Source organism: Planococcus salinus (assembly GCF_003719725.1).
Classification (GTDB): domain Bacteria; phylum Bacillota; class Bacilli; order Bacillales_A; family Planococcaceae; genus Planococcus; species Planococcus salinus.
The window spans coordinates 15,982-33,774 of record NZ_RIAX01000010.1; the positions used below are offsets into that span (position 1 = coordinate 15,982).

Genomic DNA, 17,793 nt, shown 5'->3' on the forward strand with positions numbered 1-17,793 from the left:
AGAAAACAGCACACAAGCAGCGTGTGCTGTTTCGCCTGTCACTCTTCCAATTTGCGTGCGGCGAATTCGTCGTTCATCTTCAGGAAGTATTCGCCACCTTCCCCAGCACCTTTTAATCGTGTAATGATATCCCGAAACATTTTCTCTTCTTCCATCTGCTCTTCGATAAACCAATCCAGGAAAGACAAGGTGGCGTGCTCCTGCAGTTCATCGGCCAACGTCACGAGCGCGTAAATATTGCTTGTCACTTCTTTTTCCTGCGCCAATGAACTTTCTACAACATCCATGGCACTGACGTAGTTGTTTTTCGGTTCAGATAAAGACTGCACGACCGGTTTTTCGTCCATAGTCACTAAATACTCATAAAACTTCATCGCGTGGAAATGTTCTTCTCTCGATTGCACTAAATAGAAATTAGCAAATCCATGATACCCTTTTTCTGAAAAATACGCCGCCATTGCCGTGTACGAGTGAGCCGCCTGCAACTCGTTGTTGAATTGATCGTTTAGGGCCTGTGTCAGTTTTTCCGGTAGCATTGTGTATTCCTCCTCTTTCTTATTTAGAATCATTCTAATGTAGATACTATACCATACCCCTATTTAAAAAATCAAAACAAATGAGAATTTTATATCTAATTGATAATGAAACTCATCAATAACAATCTTATAATACCTTTAAATGATAATAATTATTATTTATCTGCAGATAACGACCACTTGATGCTTACTGCTTACTTTTAGTAACTTATTGTAGTATGATAACTTTATAGAAACGCTATTCAGTAGATACGGAGGATTTCCATGACACAATTGAAACTCGAACCGAAAGTATTGGACCTGTTAAAAGACAAAATTCAAATGATCAAAATGGACGAAGGGGCGATTTATTTAGTAGGTCCCATTCGCCTGCCCGTCAATTTATACGGCGAAACAAAAATCTTCAATTGGTATTGCTGGTTGAATTACGATGAAGTCACCGAGGATTACGAAAACATCATCGAAAAACTGTCTTCTTCAAATTTGGCCGAATACCAGCAATCGAGTGTACTGGTTTACGGCGATTTCGAAAACAGCGAAGATGCGCTGATCCGCATGCACTCGATTTGCCATACTGGAGATATTTTTGGCAGCAAGCGCTGTGATTGCGGTTACCAGCTCAAACAGTCCATGCAGCGGATCACAGAGCACGGGACAGGCGCTTTGTTTTATTTGGCCAATCACGAAGGCCGCGGCATTGGATTGTTCAGCAAAGCGATGGCGTATGTTCTTCAGGAAAATGGCTACGATACGGTCGAAGCAAATGAAGGACTGGGCTTTGTTGACGATTCACGGAACTATGGCGATGCCATTGCCGTTTTAAAAACCCTGCGGGAAAAACCGGTCACTTTGATGACCAATAACCCCAAAAAATTAGCTGCGATTGAAAAAGCGGGACTGCAAATAGCCGGCCGCACTTCACTTTGGGGAGACAAGTCGGAGTTTAACGCCAATTACTTGCAGACGAAAATAACCCGTTCCGGCCATTTAAGAGACGAAGGAGAAGAGTGCGATGCCGAATCATGAGTTCTATATGGACCTGGCGCTGTCTAACGCGCAGGCAATGAAAGGGCAGACAGATCCGAACCCTCTTGTCGGCTCGGTGATTGTCAATGACAACCGAATTGTCGGTGTTGGCAGCCATTTAAAAGCCGGAGAACCGCATGCGGAAATCCATGCGCTGCGAATGGCCGGTGAACTGGCGCGCGGCGGAACGATTTACGTTACGTTGGAACCTTGTTCACACTTTGGCAGAACGGGTCCTTGCGCCCTGGCCATCATCGAAGCAGGCATCCAAAAAGCCGTCATTGCGACGCTTGATCCAAACCCCCTTGTGGCCGGCAATGGCGTCAAAATGCTGGAAGACGCCGGCATTGAAGTCGTCATCGGCATCCGCCGGGAAGAATCCCGGCGACTGAATGAAGTGTTCAATAAGTTCATCGTGGAAAAGCAACCATTTGTCACTTTAAAGGCTGCTTCTACACTGGACGGCAAAATTGCCACTCATGCGCTCGACAGCAAATGGATCACCTCCGAAGAAGCCCGGACAGATGTCCATCAGCTTCGGAGTGAAAACATGGCCATCCTGGTCGGTGTCGGTACGGTTATAGAAGACGATCCGTCATTGACCGCCCGCATTCCGAATGGCCGCAATCCACTCCGGATCGTCATGGACTCAAAGCTGCGGATTCCACTCCAGTCGAAAGTCGCGACGGACGGATTAGCGGACACATGGATTTTCACCAGCCAGCAGTATGACCGGCAGAAAAAAACCGAACTGGAACGGCTTGGTGCCATTGTCATAGAAACCAGCGGCAAAGAACGTGTCGATCTGGACGACTTGCTGCAATACCTTGGGAATCATTCCATTTCATCTTTGTTCATTGAAGGCGGCGGCACTGTCAATGCAGCTTTTTTGGAGAAGGGCGCGATCGATAAAGTGGTGCTGTATTTTGCTCCGAAACTGATCGGCGGAAAACAGGCTCCGACCTTTTTGGAAGGCAGTGGATTTGAATTGATGAAAGACGCGGTGGAACTGGACCATGGAGAATTCACAAAAATTGGGAAAGATTTCAAGTTTACAGGCTATCCCCGAAAAAAAGGAGAGGACTCATGAAATTCGGATTTGATATAGACGATACCTTGATTGATCTGCGGGAGTATGCTTTTGGCGTTTATCAGGAGAAGTTGGGACGTGAAGTGGATAAAGAGGCTTTCCATGAGCTGCAACGTGTTGAAATCCATGAAATTTTTGGAATGAGCGATGAAGAAGGAGCGGAGATGTGGAATAGCCTGGTCGATGAATTGTATTATGCAGACTGCCCTCCTTCACCCGGTGCCGTCGAATTATTGCAGACACTTGACCAGCAGGGTCATGAGATCTATTACATAACGTCGCGGACGGCTGAACACGGCGAAAATACGAAAGAGTGGTTAAAAAAACAAGGCTTCCCGGTTCGGGATGACCGGTTTTACTGCGGCATGAAAGACGCCGAAAAAGTGCAAATCATCGAAGACCTGCAGCTCGACTATTATTTTGATGACAAACCCGCAGTCCTTGAAACGTTGAACCACGAAGCTTTAAAGGTATTGGTGAGAGACCAGTCCTATAACCGCCATCTGGATTTGCCCCGCATAAAACAATGGGCGGACTTGCATGAATTGATCGAGAACGAAATGAAGTAAAACCTAAAAAGGCCGGCCCGAAAATTTCGGGCCGGCCTTTTCCGTTATTCCACACGATCTTCTTCACTCAATCCGCTTGTGCCAAACGCCTCGTCAAGCGTGTCGTAACGTGAGACTCTTGTCACTTTGCCATTCTCCACTTCCATGACTGTATAAACGGTCACTTGGCCGTCCTGGTTTTCCCAGGTACCCTGCTGCTCGTAGACCACCGTGTCAGCTTTTGCAAAACGCGTGACCGTAGTCAGGTGAAGCCCTGAATCCTCCACCCATTGTGTCAACGTCTCATGGCCAGCCGCTGTTCCCCGCGGTCCGACCATTTCAATATTAGAATCTGAGACGGCCAATACCCCTTTGACGTCTTTGGCATTGACTTTTTCCGTCCAAAGATCAGCTGTTTCGATGACTTTACTCATTCTACCTAGCTCCTTTCGTCTGGCAATTTGTCAAAAATGACGAGTAAGAATGTAGCGACCGGACCGAGCAGGAGTGACAACAAAAACCAGTTGAGGCCACTCCTGTTTTTCCCTTGCGCAATCCCGGCATTGATCAATGATAACGTTCCCCAGCCAACAGCGAACTCATTTCCCATATATCCCGCTCCCTTTTCCTTTAAACTCTATCATAGTGAAAAAGAAGACGGGACCTGCCCATCTTCTTCAGTAATTCACGTTTTTCAATTTTTTGAATGTCGTTACAAAATGGTCCGGATCTGTATACACTTTATATGTCACTACACCTGTGTGGGTGTGCAAGTAAAGCAAATTTGCATCTTCCGAAAAAGATTTGTAAGAGATGTCCCACACATTGGAGATGTTGTATTTTTTAGTGGAGGCAATGAGCGTATCTTCGTATAAATGAAGATCGTGTTCATTTTTGATAATTTTCATCTCTCCGGCCTCAATGGACCTTACCGTGTCAATGTACGTCAGTGAGGACAATAAGTTTGTTTGGTCCATACCGGTTTCCTCCCGTTCTTCTATTGAGTGAATTCTATCGCATCCGCCCCTCCACAAGCAAACAATGCGGACCGGAAAAAATGGACAACCCGTGAGTTGCCCATTGCCAGAAATGCTATTTGTCTTCAATTTCCACTTCGTACTCTTCATCTTCCTGGAAAATTCCTACCACCCATTGGTCTGTGTCTTCATTAAATTCAAGCGAGCTAATGGCGGTCACCCAATTGGATTTTTGCTTGGCTGTTTCAAGGGCCCGCTGGACAACTTGTGTTTCGATAAGATCGGCGCCTTCCGGTTGGTAAGCCGGCAACACTTCCACAAAGCTGGCTCTTCCTTGGCCAGGGTACGATTCTGCGATGGGCCCTGAGGCTTCGATCAATACACGCTGTCCGACGTCCAATTTTTCAGCCGCGTTTTGGAAAGCAAAATTAATGGCGGAAAAATGCTTGCTTACACCACCGGTTGAACTGAAATCCTGGGACTTTGCTGCCACGGCCAGCATGCCGTCTTCTTCAACGCTTACTAAATAATATCCTTCAGCAGAAGGTTCGTTCACTGTTTCCGGATCCGGATAGACGACGTCGGGCTCTCCCGGAAGCGGCACCATTGTTCCCTGCTGTTCAATCACCACTTCATGCTCCGGAAAAGTTTGGACCAATTGTTCCTGTTGCTCTTCTGTCAGGAAGTTATGGCCAATTTCAAGGGCACCGGTAATGGTATCAGCCGAGATGCTGTAGCTTACAGCATCCGGATTGTGATGCGCTTCTGCCATTTCTTTCAGCGGCTTTGCTGCCTGATCCATCAACGCACGGTTATCCGCTTCCGTATGCGGGCTTTGGTAAATATAGATCGGTTCAGCAAGAATTTTTCCGGTGTCCACTTGTTCCTGAAGAATCGTCAACATGGTGTCAAGCCGCTCATCCGGTTCTTTTACACCGAACCAGAATCCTGATTGTTCAGCACCTGAAGACTGGTTCTCATAGAAGATGACTCCGGCTTGATTGACTCCTTCATAGCCGCCATAAACCTGTTCAATCGCTTCGGTTGCGGCAAGGCCTTCAATTTGCTGAACGGCCAGATCTTCTGCCAGCTCGTCCGTCGGTTCTCCCATGTAACCTTCTTTAAATTCAGTCGTTTCTTTGATTGCCTCTGCTTTTTCATCGCGTATCACTGTATCGTCTGTCGTTTGTTCAAGAGAAGCGATGATTTCCCGTCCACTGACGACTTTTGCCTCTTCTTCAGCATCAGCAGTTTGGTCGATTTCATCGTCATTTATCTTATTCACCGACGTTCCACATGCTGTAAGAAGAAAAATCATCCCTATAGCCATGAGCTTCTTTTTCATCGATGGCACCTCCCTCAAAACTGTTATGAACAATTAGACGGAAGAACTTTCAAAATGTTACAATCTTCTAAAGATTAGCGTCTGGTAAGGATAAAAAAGCGAAATAGACACACTAAGAAAAGAGGTTCCGTATGGAGAATTGGTTCGGTCCTGGTTCACCACATGATTTTCAACTCTTTTCCACCAGCCACCTCGTCATGCTTGCCATTGCAGCTGGAGGGCTTATTTTGCTGTCCGTGACAAGAAAGCGATGGCTTGCAAAAGAACGTGCTTTCCAATGGGTTCGGTGGACCTTGTTTTCGTTGCTCCTTCTATCAGAGCTTTCCTACCAAACCTGGGCATCCATCCACGGAATTTGGAGTTTCAGTGGGCATGTGCCGCTCCACTTATGCGGCATCGCATCCATAACTGCCTTGATCGGCCTGCTGACTTTGCATAAAACATGGATACAAATCTCTTTTTTCATCGGCATTGTTCCTGCCTTCCTGGCTCTGGTGACACCGGATTTGCCTCATGACTATCACCATTACCGCTTTTGGAAATTTTTTATCCATCATACAGCGATTCCGTGGGCCTGCCTATTCCTGGCATTTGTAAAGCCCGCTGCCATCACTTTCCGCTCTGTTTTTTTCGTTTACTCCCTGCTGGTGGCCTATGCCCTGGTAATCGGCTTTTTCATCAATCCTTGGAGCGGTGCCAACTACCTCTATCTCACACAAACACCCGCTGCCGCCACTCCGTTGGATTTTTTCGGTGACGGAATCTGGTATTACCTGAACCTCGGATTGACAGCCCTCTTTCTTTTTCTTGGCCAGTGCTTCCTGTGGAGACAGTTGGTTGTTAAACCTGAAAAAAGACTATCCAAACGATAGTCTTTTTAGGGGTTGTAGAGAAGTTATCACCGAGCTTTTCCATTTCGCTCCAAGCGGACGCTTTCCGCGGGCATGGCTTCAGTCTCCTCGTCGCTGAAAAGAACGGTGCTCCTGCATCGATGCGGGGTCTTCTGCTCATGTCGCTCCGTCGCTTTGCTCCGTCACTGCTCCCGCAGGAAAGGTATTGGCCGAAAGCAATTCGGTCAATCCCTTGGCGACGAAGCAGCGGAGTGGTGCAGGAGCATATGTTTGCCCTGAGCCACCTTCCGCTTCATTCAGTTCCCAGTCCTGATTGAAGCGGTCGAAATAAGAAATCGTGACATCTCCATTAATTTCTTGTTTATGAAACTTTATTTAAGATATGGAGTAAAACAGCGAAGACTCCTGCGGGATAGCGAAGTGCTGAAATCCACTCGGGCACCCAGCCCGAGTTAGTTCAGCGCAAGCCCGCTGGAAAGCGAAGCTGTTTTGCGGAATATCGAGTTACTGAACTGATTCTCAACAAGCTGGAAAAAAGACTATCAACCTGATAGTCTTTTTCTTCATTCAGAATCAAAGTATTCGTTCGTCAAATCCCCATTGACGCCGATGGCTGCCGCGCTTCCTTCCCCTGCCGCGATGACCAGCTGTGCAGGGACGATGAGCGAGGCATCGCCTGCCGCGTAAACGTTCCAGACGTTCGTCCGTCCATATTCATCAGTCAGGATGCCACCATGTTCGTTTTGCTTGCAGCCCAGTTCTTTCGCAAAATCAGCGGCGTGGCTCCACAGCGGCGTCACAAACCCTCCTGTACGGTCAATAAGAGTACCATCTTCAAGTCTCACACTGCGTAATTCTCCATTTTCTCCTTCCAGGCCATCAATCAGTTCTTCACGCACCACAATGCCCTTTGCCTGAAGCTTCGCTTTTTCCTCTTCTTCCAAGCGGCCTTCGCCATTTGTAAAGACGACCAGATCACGGCTCCATGTATACACTTCTTTGGCCAGCCGGAAGACCATTTTATCTGCAATGACAGCGAGTGGACGATCCTGCAATTCCCATCCATCACAATAGGGACAGCTGAATAAACTCGTACCATAAAACTTCTCGATATCCGGAATATTCGGCAGCTCCTCCTTCAACCCTACAGCGATAATGATTTTTATACTGTGAAACGTCTCGCCTTCGTCCGTCGTCAATTCATAATGCGTTTCCGTTATCCGATTAACGTTGACGATTCTTTTCTTTTTGATTTTCACTGAATCGTATTTGGCAATATCTTCACGCGCCAGACGCTTGAGTTCTTCCGGGTGAATGCCGTCGCGCGTAATAAACCCATGGCTTTCCCGCACCACCAGATTGCGGCCTTGATCGTCATCAAACAGCACGGTATTTCTTCTCGACCTTCCAAGAACCAATGCAGCGTTCAATCCAGCGGGTCCTCCTCCGATAATCGCGCAATCATAGATCATTGATCAACCATTCCTTTAAAATCGATTTACCCCAAATCTTCCCGCTTCCCCCGCTTCATAAACAATTGCGGGTTTGTCAAAATTATATCCTTTTGATAAGCAGCAAAAAAAGCTGCATCTGATTGACAGACGCAGCTTGTGTTTACCGATTAAGCCTGTTTGGCCATTAACTTTGACAGTACTTCAATGAAGAATTCGTTTTCTTCCGGCGTGCCGACCGAGACGCGCACGTGCTCCGGCAAGCCCCATGTTTTTCCGTAACGGACAATGATGCCACTGGCCATGAGCTCCTGGTAAAGCTTTTCCCCGTCCGGGCCGAGCTGAACAAGGACAAAATTAGCCAGACTTTCCGTGTAATTCAAGCCCATTTCATCAAACTTCCTGTAAAACAGTTCTCGCCCGGATTTGTTGGTTTCGTAGGACGCATTGACATGCTCCGTATCCGTGATGGCGGCTGCTGCCGCTGTTTGAGCCAGGGCATTGACATTGAACGGCTCTTTTACTTTCAGGATCGATTGGATGATGGATTCCGGTGCCACCCCAAAACCGACGCGTACACCGGCGATGCCGTAAATTTTCGAGAATGTCTGAAGCGCCACAATCGGGTAGCCGGCTTTGACGAATTCCATGCCATCTGTATAATCAGCCGCATCCGCATATTGGCTGTAAGCTCCGTCGAACACAACCAGGACATCGCTGACCGCATTCAACAATTTTTCCACGTCCTGCTTCGGAATATGGGTGCCCGTCGGGTTGTTCGGTGAGCAGATATAAATGATCTTTGTTTTTTCCGTCACCGCTTCAATCAGCCGATCGACGTCATAGCGAAATCCTTCGCCAAAAGGCACCTGCACAACCGACGCGCCCATAATATGGGCGCCGAAATCGTACTCGCTGAATGACGGTGACGGGACCACAATTTCATCGCCCTGCTCAAGAAACGCTTCCGAGATCAATGTGATCAATTCGTCTGCCCCATTGGTCGTGATGACATTCTTCGGGGTAACGTTGTACTTTGATGAGATTGCTTCTTTTAAGACACTGGCGTCTGCATCAGGATAGCGGTTTAACTCCGTCAAACCATTCTGGATGGCTGCCACCGCTTTTGGCGAAGGCCCCAGTGGGTTTTCGTTTGAAGCCAGTTTAATGACGCGTTCAAGGCCCAGCTCTTTCTGGACCTCCCAAATTGGTTTGCCGGGTGAATAAGGCTGGATATTATCCAATGTTTTGCGTGCTCTGATCGAATTTGTGCTTGTCATGTTGATTCCTCCAAAATATCGATTTTTATGTATACAGTGTATAATCATTTAATTTTATCATAAATACGATGGAACACCATCGACTTTCAGACGATTATACAGAATTGCCTTATTATTTTAACAGCGTGCTTTTTTATTTGTATCGCGTTCTCAAATATGCTTTACTGTAACGAGACATAATAAAGAGGAGATTTTGCATGATTAAGAAAATGAAACTGACATTAACGCCTTTCCTTTTATTGTTCATCTTAGGGGCGTGTTCAGATAACGAAGAAGCGACAACGGACGAAGGAACAACCCCGGAAACGGAAGAAGCGACAGAAGAAACCACAGAAACACCTGAAGAGCCGACATCGCAGCTTGAACTGCCGGCAGAAGACGAAGTAGTCGTTGTGGTAAACGGTGAAGATGTATCCGGAAAAGTCTATAACAGCGTGGCGCGCCAGCTCGAAACGTCACTTTCGCAGTCGGGAGAAGATGTCACGACTTCAGAAAACGCTGAGTTGATAAAATCACAGGCGTTGACAGTAATTGTTGGAAACACGCTGATTGTGCAGGATGCGGCAGAAAAAGGCCACGAGCCTGAAGAAGCCGCCGTGGACGAGCAAGTGGAAGCATTAAAAGGGCAATTTGAAACCGAGGAAGAATTGGATGAAGCGTTGGCAAGAACCGGTTTCACCATGGATGACATCAGAAAGCAGCTTCGCGAACAGATGATGTATGACAGCTATGTAGCGGAAGAAGTGGAAACAGGAGAAGTAACTGACGAGGAAGTGCAGGAAGCGTATGACAGTTTTGCGGCAGCTTCCGAAGAAGCACCTTCTTTTGAGGAAATGGAGCCGACCATCCGCCAGTCATTGCAGGAGCAGAAACAACAAGAAGCAGTGATGGTGCGCATCGAAGAACTACGTGAATCCGCTGATGTTGAAGAAAAAATCTGATGACAAATAAAGCATCCCCGCCATTTTCTGGTGGGGATGCTTTTTAGTTTCCTGCTTTTTCTTTGCAAAAAGCCAGCACTTCTTCCTCTTCCTCTTCTTCCAGTCCAAACTCAAGAACATCCCTTGATTGCTTGTCAATGATGCTGTAGCTGGCAAGACGAGCCCCGTTTTCGTCAACCGCTAAAATAACGCGCACTTCAAGACCCGTAGCCGTGTACAATTCATCATCTTCATCCACTTCAATATCCAAAAGAAATTCGTAGCGGTCACCGATCATAATCCCAGTAGGATCATTTATTTTGTGCATGCTGTAATTTGTAATGTCCATCGTTACACCTCCATCTCTCCATTCTATCCTGTCTTCCCCGATTTTGATAGCCAGAGCGGGAAATAATAATCTCTTCAGTTGGCAATGGGAAATTTCCCGGCATGTTTATCTGCCCCCTGTTTCCGGGAACACTGTATAGATGAACTATTAAAGGAGTGGAAAACAAATGAATGTATTAGTAATCGGAGCAAACGGACAAGTGGGCCAAAAAGTGGTCAAAGAACTCGCTGACTCCTCACATAATGCAATCGCCATGGTACGCAAAGAAGAACAAGTGGACAAGTTGAAAGAACTTGGAGCCGACAAGGTGGTGCTTGGTGACCTGGAAAATGACTTCAGCGATGCCTTCGAAGGCGCCGAGGCCGTTATTTTCGCTGCCGGTTCCGGAGGTTCAACCGGTGCCGACAAGACGATGACCATTGATTTATGGGGAGCTGTGAAAGCAGCAAAGCTGGCAGAGGAAAAAGGCGTGAAACGTTTTGTTCAGCTAAGTTCGATGGGAACCCCTACTCCCGACGCAGCGGACGACAGTTTCAAGCCTTACCTGGTCGCCAAGCGTGTAGCGGATGACATGCTGCAATCGACAAATCTGGACTACACCATTGTCCGGCCGGGTGCTCTGACCGACGAAGAGAAAACCGGCAAAGTCGAAGTTTCTGCAGAAGGATTTTCTTCGATGGAAGGCCGTTCCATCCCAAGAGCTGATGTCGCACATGTGCTGGTGGGTGTTCTGGAACGCCCGAACACTACCCATAAGGTATTTGAATTGCTGCAAGGCGATCATTCCTGTGACGAAGCGTTAAGCTCTTTGTAACAACAGTGAAGAAAAGGCGAATAGATTTTCGCCTTCTTTTGTGTTACGATAGCCATACGATAATAGAGGACGTGATAACTATGATTAATATTCAACCCCCTAAGGCAGATGTGACAATCACACAGCGCAAACAGGATACCACTGGAGACGAGCCAGTGATCAAACCACTGTACGGTTTCATCGACCTGCATGAAATCCCGCGTGATAAAGGCGGCATCATTCAATTTTTCAACCACAGCGGCGAATTGCTGTTTGTCGGGAAAGCCCGCAAACTGCGCCAGCGTGTAAAAAAACATTTTGAGGACAATGTTTCGCCTTTGAAAAACCATCGCGAAGAAGTTCACCGCATTACGGTCTCCATTGTGGATGACCCAATGGAACGTGAAATCTATGAAACGTATTTGATCAATACGCAAAAAGCGAAATACAATGTAGACAAAGTCTTTTACAAAGACTGAGCGATAACGGATGCCTAAATGGCGTCCGTTTTTTTGTCCCGGAAAATGGCTCACGCAAGCTGCGGACAGCCACTTGCAGCATCACGGCTGTCAGGTTTTGAAATGGCTGGAAACAGGAATAACATTAAGAAACAACGATTCAACACTGGAGGAAATGTTATGTCGTCATCTGCGAGAGAAACACCGTCTGCCAGCTGCTACAGTGAATATGACACGCTTCATTGCGTACTTTTATGCCCGCCGACTTTCATGGAAATAAAAGACGTCATCAATGCCGTCCAAAAGCGCTACAAAGATGAAAATATCGACAGCCAAAAAGCATTCCGGCAACATGAAGAGTTTGTCCGTGCATTAAGCGAGCAAGGTGTCGAAACAGAGGTCCTGGAGCCTTCCAAGCAATTTCCTGAACAGGTCTTTACAAGAGATATCGGTTTTACCGTCGGAAGAACCGTCTTTGTTGGCGAAATGGCTTCCGATGTCCGACAGGGAGAGGAAGCCGTTCTCCAAAACTGGCTGAATGAAAGACAATTGGATTTCGACCAACTCACAGACCACCACATAGAAGGTGGGGATGTCCTGTTGGACCGGAACACGGTCTTTGTGGGCGTCAGCAGCCGCACTTCGGGAGATGCAGTGGAGAAATTGAAGAAGAAACTGCCCGAATTTCAAGTGGTCCCTGTTTCATTTGATGAAAAATACTTGCATTTGGATTGTGTGTTTAACATTCTTTCTCCCACTGAAGCGCTTATTTTCAGGGATGCATTGTCCGAAGAAACGATTCAAATGCTGGAAGAACGATACACCCTCATCGATGTGAATCCGAAAGAGCAATTTCAACTCGGAACAAACGTCCTGTCCATCGGTGGACGTCGCGTCTTCACACAGCCGCAGAACAAAGAAGTGAATCGGCAGTTGAAAGCGCACGGCTTTCAATTGATCGAAGTGGATTTTTCCGAAATCATCAAATCCGGCGGCGCCTTCCGCTGCTGCACATTACCTTTGATCAGAGCAGAAAACGAAGAAAAAAGCACAAGCTGACCATGGCTTGTGCTTTCAGGCTGTCGAGAAACTTTCATCGAGCTTTTCCATTTCGCTCCAGGCGGACGCTTTCCGTGGACATGGCTTCAGTCTCCTCGTCGCTGAAAAGAATGGTGCTCCTGCATCGCTGCGCTAGCTTCGTCGCTTTTCGCTTCATTCAATTACCACTTATTGATTGTGTGATAGCTAACACAAGAAAACTTAACGCATTATTAGTTTTCTCGTTTTACGAAATTTTGCTAAAGATATGGAGCAAAACAGCGGAGACTCCAGCGGGATAGCGAAGTGCTGAAATCCACTCGGGCGTCTAGCCCGAGTTAGTTCAGCGCAAGCCCGCAGGAAAGCGGAGCTGTTTTGCGGAATATCGAGTTGCTGGACCGTTTCTCAACAAGTTGAAAGCACAAGATGACCACAGCTTGTGCTTTACTATTTACTTGAAAATTATTTTACGGTTGCTTTTTTGCCCACCTCTGAAAGAAAAGTCTCCATCAACTTCACTCCATCTGGTGTGCCGATCGACTCAGGATGGAACTGCAGACCGTATACGGGATATTCACGGTGCTTGACTGCCATAATGGTCCGGTCGTCCATCGCAGTGGCATGTACATCCAGGCAAAGCGGCAGCGACTCTTTCTCCAACACGAGAGAATGATAGCGCATCACGGACAACGGCTGCGGCATGTATGAAAAAAGCCCCCGGCTCTGATGTTTGATGGGTGAAACTTTGCCGTGGCGAATGATCGGCGCTTCAACCACACGGCCACCAAATGCAGCACCTAAAAGCTGTTGCCCCAAACAAATGCCCAGAATCGGAATCGAATCATATACCGAGCGAACCAGCTCGACTGATTCAGGAATAGCATCCGGATGGCCAGGCCCTGGCGACAAAATAATGGCTTCCGGCCGTTTCGCAATAATTTCATCGACCGTCAAGACACCATAGCGAACGACTTCCACTTCATGTCCCAACTCAGCCACCGCCTGGTAGATGTTATATGTGAACGAATCATAATGGTCAATGAGTAAAATCATCCGAACACCTCCGTTAATGAACGAGCTTTATGGAGTGTTTCTTCGTATTCAGCCTGCGGATCGGAATCGAAGACAATTCCCGCTCCGGCCTGGACGTGAACAGATTGATCTTTGACGACAAAAGTCCGGATAGCCAGAGCCACGTCCAGGTTGCCGTTAAAGCCAAAATAGCCAATGGCGCCGCCATAGACGCCGCGTCGGTCTTCTTCAAACTGCTGGATCAATTGCATGGCACGGACTTTTGGAGCCCCCGACACTGTCCCGGCTGGAAGACATGACACCAAGGCATCAAGTGGGTGCATTTTGCCGTTCAATTCCCCTGTCACTTCCGAGACGAGATGCATGACATGCTGGTACTTCTCAATCACCATGTATTTGGGAATGGCAACCGACCCGATTTCTGCTACACGTCCCACATCATTGCGACTCAAGTCGACCAGCATCTGATGTTCAGCCCGTTCTTTCTCGTCACCTGCCAATTCCGAAGCCAACGCCTGATCTTCCGCCTCTGTTTTTCCTCGCTTGCGTGTTCCGGCAATCGGATTGGTGATCATATGCCCGTCGCGGATGGTCAACAAACTTTCCGGTGACGCCCCGACTACCGCATACTCGTCAAAGTCGATGTAAAACTGGTAAGGGGAAGGGTTTTGTTTGCGTAATTTCCGGTACAAAGTAAAAGCATCGCCTTGGTAGGAAGCCGAAAGCCGCTGTGACAATACCAATTGAAACACATCGCCTTTCCGAATATGGCCTTTCGCCTTTTCTACCTGGGACCGAAACGCTGCATCGGTCATTTTCGATTCGAAACGGAGGGCTTTCGGCTCTTCTCCAGATGCTGCCGGTTCCGGCTTCCGAAGTTGCTCTTCCACTTCATCGAGTTTTCCCTCGAATGAAATAATCGTTACATCGTTTTTCATATGGTCAAAAACCACAATCGTTTCATATACATGTAAGTGGATATCCGGCATCTGAAGGCTGTCTTTTTTCGGCGCAGCAATCGGCTCATATACTTGGATTGCGTCATAACCGACATATCCCAGGGCTCCTCCTGTAAATGGAATGCCTTCCACTGTCGCTTCATGCACGGGCAGCAGCTCCTTGATCAGGTCCAAGGGCTTGCCGGTATGCTTTACTTCTTTTCCTTCCCTGAAATCCACTTCAGTCAAAGTTTCGCCCAATCCGATAAAAGCTTTTGAAGGGTTGGCTCCGATAAATGAATAACGGCCGGTAAGAGTGGTTTTCAATGAACTTTCCAGCAAACATTTACGGCTTCCCTGCAACCGGTTAAACACCGCAATCGGCGTTAATGCATCTCCGTCAATTTTTCGTATCTCCATCTCTGCTCATCTCCTCTCGATTTTGAAAAGCGCAGGCGATCGTCCAGGCCCGACAACCGCTGACGCTTGTTCGCACCGCAAAAACAAAAAAGTCCCCTGCAAGGAAGAAATTCCTTGCAGAGGACGGATTGACCGCGGTACCACCTCATGTTAAAGCTTGCACAGCTTTCCCTTGACTCCCAGTAACGCGGGAGAGACGGATTCCTCTACTCAGATTCAAGGAATCTCTCATAAGCCCATTCACGCATGGTCCCCGCCAGTTTCCACCTGCCACTGGCTCTCTTTGAGAGGCTGCTATACGCTACTTTTCTTATTCGACGATTTTCTCTGCTATGCTCAGCTCAACTGTACTTGGGCGATGCCGCTGCCGGCACCTTCTGCCATTTGCCGTACAAAAAAGGTTGCCATTATCTTATGCAATTTATTCGGATTTGTCAAACATTTATTAATTGTACCCAGTAATCCAATAATTCTGTATTTACTATCAAATTTACTGTATAACTAGTAGTAGGGAGTCAAATTAGAAAAAGAAAGGAAGGATATGAATATGTTGAAAAAAACTCATTTTTTACGGGCGGGCCTCTTAGGCATGCTGCTGGTGCTTGCAGGTTGTGCAGGCGAAAGCAATGACAGTGGAAGCAGCGACAATGGCGATTCCACTCAAATCAGCTTTATCCACTGGCGGGGCGAAGACAAAGATGTCTTTGATGAAATCATTGCGCAATTTGAAGAAGAAAATCCTGACATCACCGTCGAAATGACCATCTATCCTTCTGAGCAATACCAGGCAACCGGACAGCGGATGCTGCAGGATGGATCAACCGGGGATGTTTTCACTTCTTTTCCCGGCGCTCAATTTGAAGCCATCCACAGCGCAGGGTTCTTTGAGGATCTGACGGATGAAGAATTCGTCTCCAATTTTGATGAAGGTTCCATAACGGTTGGCCAAAAAGACGGTCAGCAATTCGCACTTCCTTACCAACTCGTTTTTAATATGCCGGTTTACAATAAAGGCATGTTTGATGAACTCGGATTGGAAGTTCCAAAAAGCTGGACTGAATTTCAGGAAATGTCCGATACCTTGCTTGAAAATGGCATAACTCCCATCGCTTTTCCGGGGGCTGATATCGGTCCGAACCAATTCATGAACAGCATGATGATGAACAACGCACCTGATGAAGATGTATTTGAGAAACTGCAGAACGGTGAAGAATCACTGACCAACGAGTGGTGGGTCAAGACATTGGAAGATTTCCAATTGCTTGAAGAAAGAGGCTATATTCAGGCTGATGCACTGGGAACAAACCAGGACTCTGCCATGGCAATGGTAGCAAACGAGGAAGCAGCCATGCTCGCAACAGGCTCTTATCATATGGCATCACTTTTGGAATTGAACCCGGATTTGCAGCTTGATTTACTGGCTCCGATTACAGTTCCAGAAGAAGAGGCACAATACGAGGGCATCCATACAGCCACTTTCATGCTGGCTGTCAACAGCAATTCAGAGAAAAAAGAAGAAGCCAAAATGTTCATCGATTACCTCAGCCAGCCTGAAGTGGCTTCCAAATACGCCAATGAAACCGGGCAGCACTTAACGGTTAATGGAGTTGAGTACGAATCGGAAGCACTTCAGAATACGTCTTACTGGATCGACGAAAGAAATACCCGGTTCCAGCCTAGATTCCTGATTACCAATGCGCAAATAGAAGCAGCTGTTCTCAGCTCCATTGAAAACGTATTGGGCGGAGAAGATCCGATGGCAGCTGCAGAACAAGCTCAACAAATTGTAGAAGAAAACAGGGAATGATGTTATGAAAGCTTCAAAAACGATTTATTTATTTTTTATACCGGGTTTCATTTTATACGCGATTTTCTTTCTGGTTCCCACCGTCAGTGCTTTGTTTTATTCCTTTACCGATTGGGATGGGTTGAGCGCTTCGTTTCAATTTGTCGGGTTCGACAACTACAGCCGGGCCTTTACCGGAGATTCGATATTTCGGAAGACAGTCGGAAACAATTTAAAGTTTATGCTGGTCGTAGTGATTTTACAGACCCTGTTGGCACTGGCATTCGCTTTGATTGTAATTAAAAATACCAAAACCAATGTATTATTGCGCGCCTTGTATTTTTTTCCGACCATTCTTTCGTCTGTATCGGTCGCTTTTATCTGGACATTCATTTACGACCCGTCACTCGGTATCTTAAATCAGGTGCTTCAATTGGTGGGACTGGATTTTCTGACACAAAACTGGATCGGAAACGCGGATATTGCCATCTACTCCCTGGCCATCACGCAGGTTTGGTTCCATGCCGGACAGATGCTCATCATTTTTGTGGCAGGACTTCAGGCGATCCCGAAAGAACTTTACGAAGTGGCTGAAATCGAAGGGGCCAATAAATGGCAGGCTTTTCGCCGTGTAACGTGGCCATTGCTTGCCCCTTCCGCCACTATTGTTGTCGCCTACACGACCATTCAATCGTTCAAAGCGTTCGATCTGGTCTTTGCCATGACGGGCGGCGGACCCAATAATTCAACAGAGATCATTGCCACTTATATTTTTGATATCGCATTCAGAAGCTATCAATTTGGCTATGCCAGTTCCATTTCCGTCATTTTTATGGTCATCATCGCGATTATTACGTATCTGCAATTCAAAGCATTGCGGTCAGACCGGATTTCTTATTGACAGACAGAAACTTCACTCAGTGGGTTCTTCCTCCCCACTGACGGTAATCATGGA

General features: G+C 47.1%; 20 protein-coding genes and 1 other annotated feature. Of the genes, 10 read left to right on the forward strand and 10 right to left on the reverse strand.

Annotation, left to right across the window (positions count from 1 at the left end):
• Positions 1-38: 38 nt before the first annotated feature.
• Positions 39-536 (reverse strand): ferritin, encoded by a 498-nt coding sequence (locus tag EEX84_RS12655; protein WP_123166022.1) that lies wholly within the window; start codon positions 534-536, stop codon positions 39-41.
• 264 nt (positions 537-800) lie between these two features.
• Between EEX84_RS12655 and EEX84_RS12660 the strand changes: the two genes are divergently transcribed.
• Genes EEX84_RS12660 through EEX84_RS12670 form a run of 3 tightly spaced genes read left to right on the forward strand, consistent with a single transcriptional unit; the run spans position 801 to position 3,221 of the window.
• Positions 801-1,562: a GTP cyclohydrolase II gene (locus tag EEX84_RS12660; RefSeq protein WP_123166023.1), complete on the forward strand. Its 762-nt coding sequence runs from the start codon at positions 801-803 to the stop codon at positions 1,560-1,562.
• Positions 1,549-2,652, forward strand: a complete 1,104-nt coding sequence (ribD, locus tag EEX84_RS12665; protein ID WP_123166024.1) for a bifunctional diaminohydroxyphosphoribosylaminopyrimidine deaminase/5-amino-6-(5-phosphoribosylamino)uracil reductase RibD — start codon at positions 1,549-1,551, stop codon at positions 2,650-2,652. The genes EEX84_RS12660 and ribD overlap by 14 nt, the downstream gene beginning before the upstream one ends.
• On the forward strand, positions 2,649-3,221 hold the full coding sequence (locus tag EEX84_RS12670) for a 5' nucleotidase, NT5C type (RefSeq protein ID WP_123166025.1): 573 nt from the start codon (positions 2,649-2,651) through the stop codon (positions 3,219-3,221). The genes ribD and EEX84_RS12670 overlap by 4 nt, the downstream gene beginning before the upstream one ends.
• Positions 3,222-3,265: 44 nt before the next feature.
• On the opposite strand, the gene EEX84_RS12675 is transcribed toward EEX84_RS12670, so the two are convergent.
• The 4 genes from EEX84_RS12675 to EEX84_RS12685 all read right to left on the reverse strand — a co-directional run bounded on the left by EEX84_RS12675 (position 3,266) and on the right by EEX84_RS12685 (position 5,522).
• Positions 3,266-3,634, reverse strand: coding sequence for a nuclear transport factor 2 family protein (locus EEX84_RS12675; RefSeq protein WP_123166026.1), 369 nt, complete (start codon positions 3,632-3,634; stop codon positions 3,266-3,268).
• 5 nt (positions 3,635-3,639) lie between these two features.
• Entirely contained in the window at positions 3,640-3,810 is a 171-nt protein-coding gene (locus EEX84_RS16630) for a hypothetical protein (RefSeq protein WP_192892970.1), read from the reverse strand.
• Between the two features lie 67 nt (positions 3,811-3,877).
• Positions 3,878-4,177, reverse strand: coding sequence for a hypothetical protein (locus tag EEX84_RS12680; protein ID WP_123166027.1), 300 nt, complete (start codon positions 4,175-4,177; stop codon positions 3,878-3,880).
• Between the two features lie 115 nt (positions 4,178-4,292).
• Entirely contained in the window at positions 4,293-5,522 is a 1,230-nt protein-coding gene (locus EEX84_RS12685) for a DUF3221 domain-containing protein (RefSeq protein ID WP_123166028.1), read from the reverse strand.
• 131 nt (positions 5,523-5,653) lie between these two features.
• Between EEX84_RS12685 and EEX84_RS12690 the strand changes: the two genes are divergently transcribed.
• Positions 5,654-6,394 carry a YwaF family protein gene (locus EEX84_RS12690; RefSeq protein ID WP_123166029.1) on the forward strand — a complete coding sequence of 247 codons (741 nt, stop codon included), beginning with the start codon at positions 5,654-5,656 and terminating at the stop codon, positions 6,392-6,394.
• 542 nt (positions 6,395-6,936) lie between these two features.
• On the opposite strand, the gene EEX84_RS12695 is transcribed toward EEX84_RS12690, so the two are convergent.
• Complete coding sequence (locus EEX84_RS12695; RefSeq protein ID WP_123166030.1) at positions 6,937-7,845, reverse strand: NAD(P)/FAD-dependent oxidoreductase; 909 nt, start codon at positions 7,843-7,845, stop codon at positions 6,937-6,939.
• Between the two features lie 149 nt (positions 7,846-7,994).
• On the reverse strand, positions 7,995-9,104 hold the full coding sequence (hisC, locus tag EEX84_RS12700) for a histidinol-phosphate transaminase (RefSeq protein WP_123166031.1): 1,110 nt from the start codon (positions 9,102-9,104) through the stop codon (positions 7,995-7,997).
• Positions 9,105-9,301: 197 nt separating this feature from the next.
• Between hisC and EEX84_RS12705 the strand changes: the two genes are divergently transcribed.
• The gene (locus tag EEX84_RS12705) at positions 9,302-10,045 is read left to right on the forward strand and encodes a SurA N-terminal domain-containing protein (protein WP_123166032.1); all 744 of its coding nucleotides are present in this window, start codon (positions 9,302-9,304) and stop codon (positions 10,043-10,045) included.
• Positions 10,046-10,088: 43 nt separating this feature from the next.
• On the opposite strand, the gene EEX84_RS12710 is transcribed toward EEX84_RS12705, so the two are convergent.
• The gene (locus EEX84_RS12710; protein ID WP_123166033.1) at positions 10,089-10,373 is read right to left on the reverse strand and encodes a DUF6509 family protein; all 285 of its coding nucleotides are present in this window, start codon (positions 10,371-10,373) and stop codon (positions 10,089-10,091) included.
• A gap of 166 nt (positions 10,374-10,539) precedes the next feature.
• Between EEX84_RS12710 and EEX84_RS12715 the strand changes: the two genes are divergently transcribed.
• The 3 genes from EEX84_RS12715 to EEX84_RS12725 all read left to right on the forward strand — a co-directional run bounded on the left by EEX84_RS12715 (position 10,540) and on the right by EEX84_RS12725 (position 12,683).
• The gene (locus EEX84_RS12715) at positions 10,540-11,187 is read left to right on the forward strand and encodes an SDR family oxidoreductase (RefSeq protein WP_123166034.1); all 648 of its coding nucleotides are present in this window, start codon (positions 10,540-10,542) and stop codon (positions 11,185-11,187) included.
• 80 nt (positions 11,188-11,267) lie between these two features.
• Positions 11,268-11,645 (forward strand): nucleotide excision repair endonuclease, encoded by a 378-nt coding sequence (locus EEX84_RS12720; RefSeq protein WP_123166035.1) that lies wholly within the window; start codon positions 11,268-11,270, stop codon positions 11,643-11,645.
• 159 nt (positions 11,646-11,804) lie between these two features.
• Entirely contained in the window at positions 11,805-12,683 is an 879-nt protein-coding gene (locus EEX84_RS12725) for a dimethylarginine dimethylaminohydrolase family protein (protein ID WP_123166036.1), read from the forward strand.
• A 441-nt stretch (positions 12,684-13,124) separates the two neighbouring features.
• On the opposite strand, the gene EEX84_RS12730 is transcribed toward EEX84_RS12725, so the two are convergent.
• Entirely contained in the window at positions 13,125-13,715 is a 591-nt protein-coding gene (locus EEX84_RS12730; protein ID WP_123166037.1) for an anthranilate synthase component II, read from the reverse strand.
• Positions 13,712-15,052: an anthranilate synthase component I gene (trpE, locus tag EEX84_RS12735; RefSeq protein WP_123166038.1), complete on the reverse strand. Its 1,341-nt coding sequence runs from the start codon at positions 15,050-15,052 to the stop codon at positions 13,712-13,714. The genes EEX84_RS12730 and trpE overlap by 4 nt, the downstream gene beginning before the upstream one ends.
• A 116-nt stretch (positions 15,053-15,168) precedes the next feature.
• Positions 15,169-15,379, reverse strand: a binding site (T-box leader).
• A gap of 220 nt (positions 15,380-15,599) precedes the next feature.
• Here trpE and EEX84_RS12740 point away from each other — a divergent pair.
• Complete coding sequence (locus EEX84_RS12740; protein WP_420812574.1) at positions 15,600-16,859, forward strand: ABC transporter substrate-binding protein; 1,260 nt, start codon at positions 15,600-15,602, stop codon at positions 16,857-16,859.
• Between the two features lie 4 nt (positions 16,860-16,863).
• Positions 16,864-17,739 (forward strand): carbohydrate ABC transporter permease, encoded by an 876-nt coding sequence (locus EEX84_RS12745; protein WP_123166039.1) that lies wholly within the window; start codon positions 16,864-16,866, stop codon positions 17,737-17,739.
• The last annotated feature ends 54 nt before the right edge of the window (positions 17,740-17,793 follow it).

Bases quoted from the DNA above. Each gene is read 5' to 3' on its own strand.
- EEX84_RS12655 (WP_123166022.1), bottom strand. From the start codon at position 536: ATGCTACCGGAAAAACTGACACAGGCCCTAAACGATCAATTCAACAAC.
- EEX84_RS12660 (WP_123166023.1), top strand. From the start codon at position 801: ATGACACAATTGAAACTCGAACCGAAAGTATTGGACCTGTTAAAAGAC.
- ribD (WP_123166024.1), top strand. From the start codon at position 1,549: ATGCCGAATCATGAGTTCTATATGGACCTGGCGCTGTCTAACGCGCAG.
- EEX84_RS12670 (WP_123166025.1), top strand. From the start codon at position 2,649: ATGAAATTCGGATTTGATATAGACGATACCTTGATTGATCTGCGGGAG.
- EEX84_RS12675 (WP_123166026.1), bottom strand. From the start codon at position 3,634: ATGAGTAAAGTCATCGAAACAGCTGATCTTTGGACGGAAAAAGTCAAT.
- EEX84_RS16630 (WP_192892970.1), bottom strand. From the start codon at position 3,810: ATGGGAAATGAGTTCGCTGTTGGCTGGGGAACGTTATCATTGATCAAT.
- EEX84_RS12680 (WP_123166027.1), bottom strand. From the start codon at position 4,177: ATGGACCAAACAAACTTATTGTCCTCACTGACGTACATTGACACGGTA.
- EEX84_RS12685 (WP_123166028.1), bottom strand. From the start codon at position 5,522: ATGAAAAAGAAGCTCATGGCTATAGGGATGATTTTTCTTCTTACAGCA.
- EEX84_RS12690 (WP_123166029.1), top strand. From the start codon at position 5,654: ATGGAGAATTGGTTCGGTCCTGGTTCACCACATGATTTTCAACTCTTT.
- EEX84_RS12695 (WP_123166030.1), bottom strand. From the start codon at position 7,845: ATGATCTATGATTGCGCGATTATCGGAGGAGGACCCGCTGGATTGAAC.
- hisC (WP_123166031.1), bottom strand. From the start codon at position 9,104: ATGACAAGCACAAATTCGATCAGAGCACGCAAAACATTGGATAATATC.
- EEX84_RS12705 (WP_123166032.1), top strand. From the start codon at position 9,302: ATGATTAAGAAAATGAAACTGACATTAACGCCTTTCCTTTTATTGTTC.
- EEX84_RS12710 (WP_123166033.1), bottom strand. From the start codon at position 10,373: ATGGACATTACAAATTACAGCATGCACAAAATAAATGATCCTACTGGG.
- EEX84_RS12715 (WP_123166034.1), top strand. From the start codon at position 10,540: ATGAATGTATTAGTAATCGGAGCAAACGGACAAGTGGGCCAAAAAGTG.
- EEX84_RS12720 (WP_123166035.1), top strand. From the start codon at position 11,268: ATGATTAATATTCAACCCCCTAAGGCAGATGTGACAATCACACAGCGC.
- EEX84_RS12725 (WP_123166036.1), top strand. From the start codon at position 11,805: ATGTCGTCATCTGCGAGAGAAACACCGTCTGCCAGCTGCTACAGTGAA.
- EEX84_RS12730 (WP_123166037.1), bottom strand. From the start codon at position 13,715: ATGATTTTACTCATTGACCATTATGATTCGTTCACATATAACATCTAC.
- trpE (WP_123166038.1), bottom strand. From the start codon at position 15,052: ATGGAGATACGAAAAATTGACGGAGATGCATTAACGCCGATTGCGGTG.
- EEX84_RS12740 (WP_420812574.1), top strand. From the start codon at position 15,600: ATGTTGAAAAAAACTCATTTTTTACGGGCGGGCCTCTTAGGCATGCTG.
- EEX84_RS12745 (WP_123166039.1), top strand. From the start codon at position 16,864: ATGAAAGCTTCAAAAACGATTTATTTATTTTTTATACCGGGTTTCATT.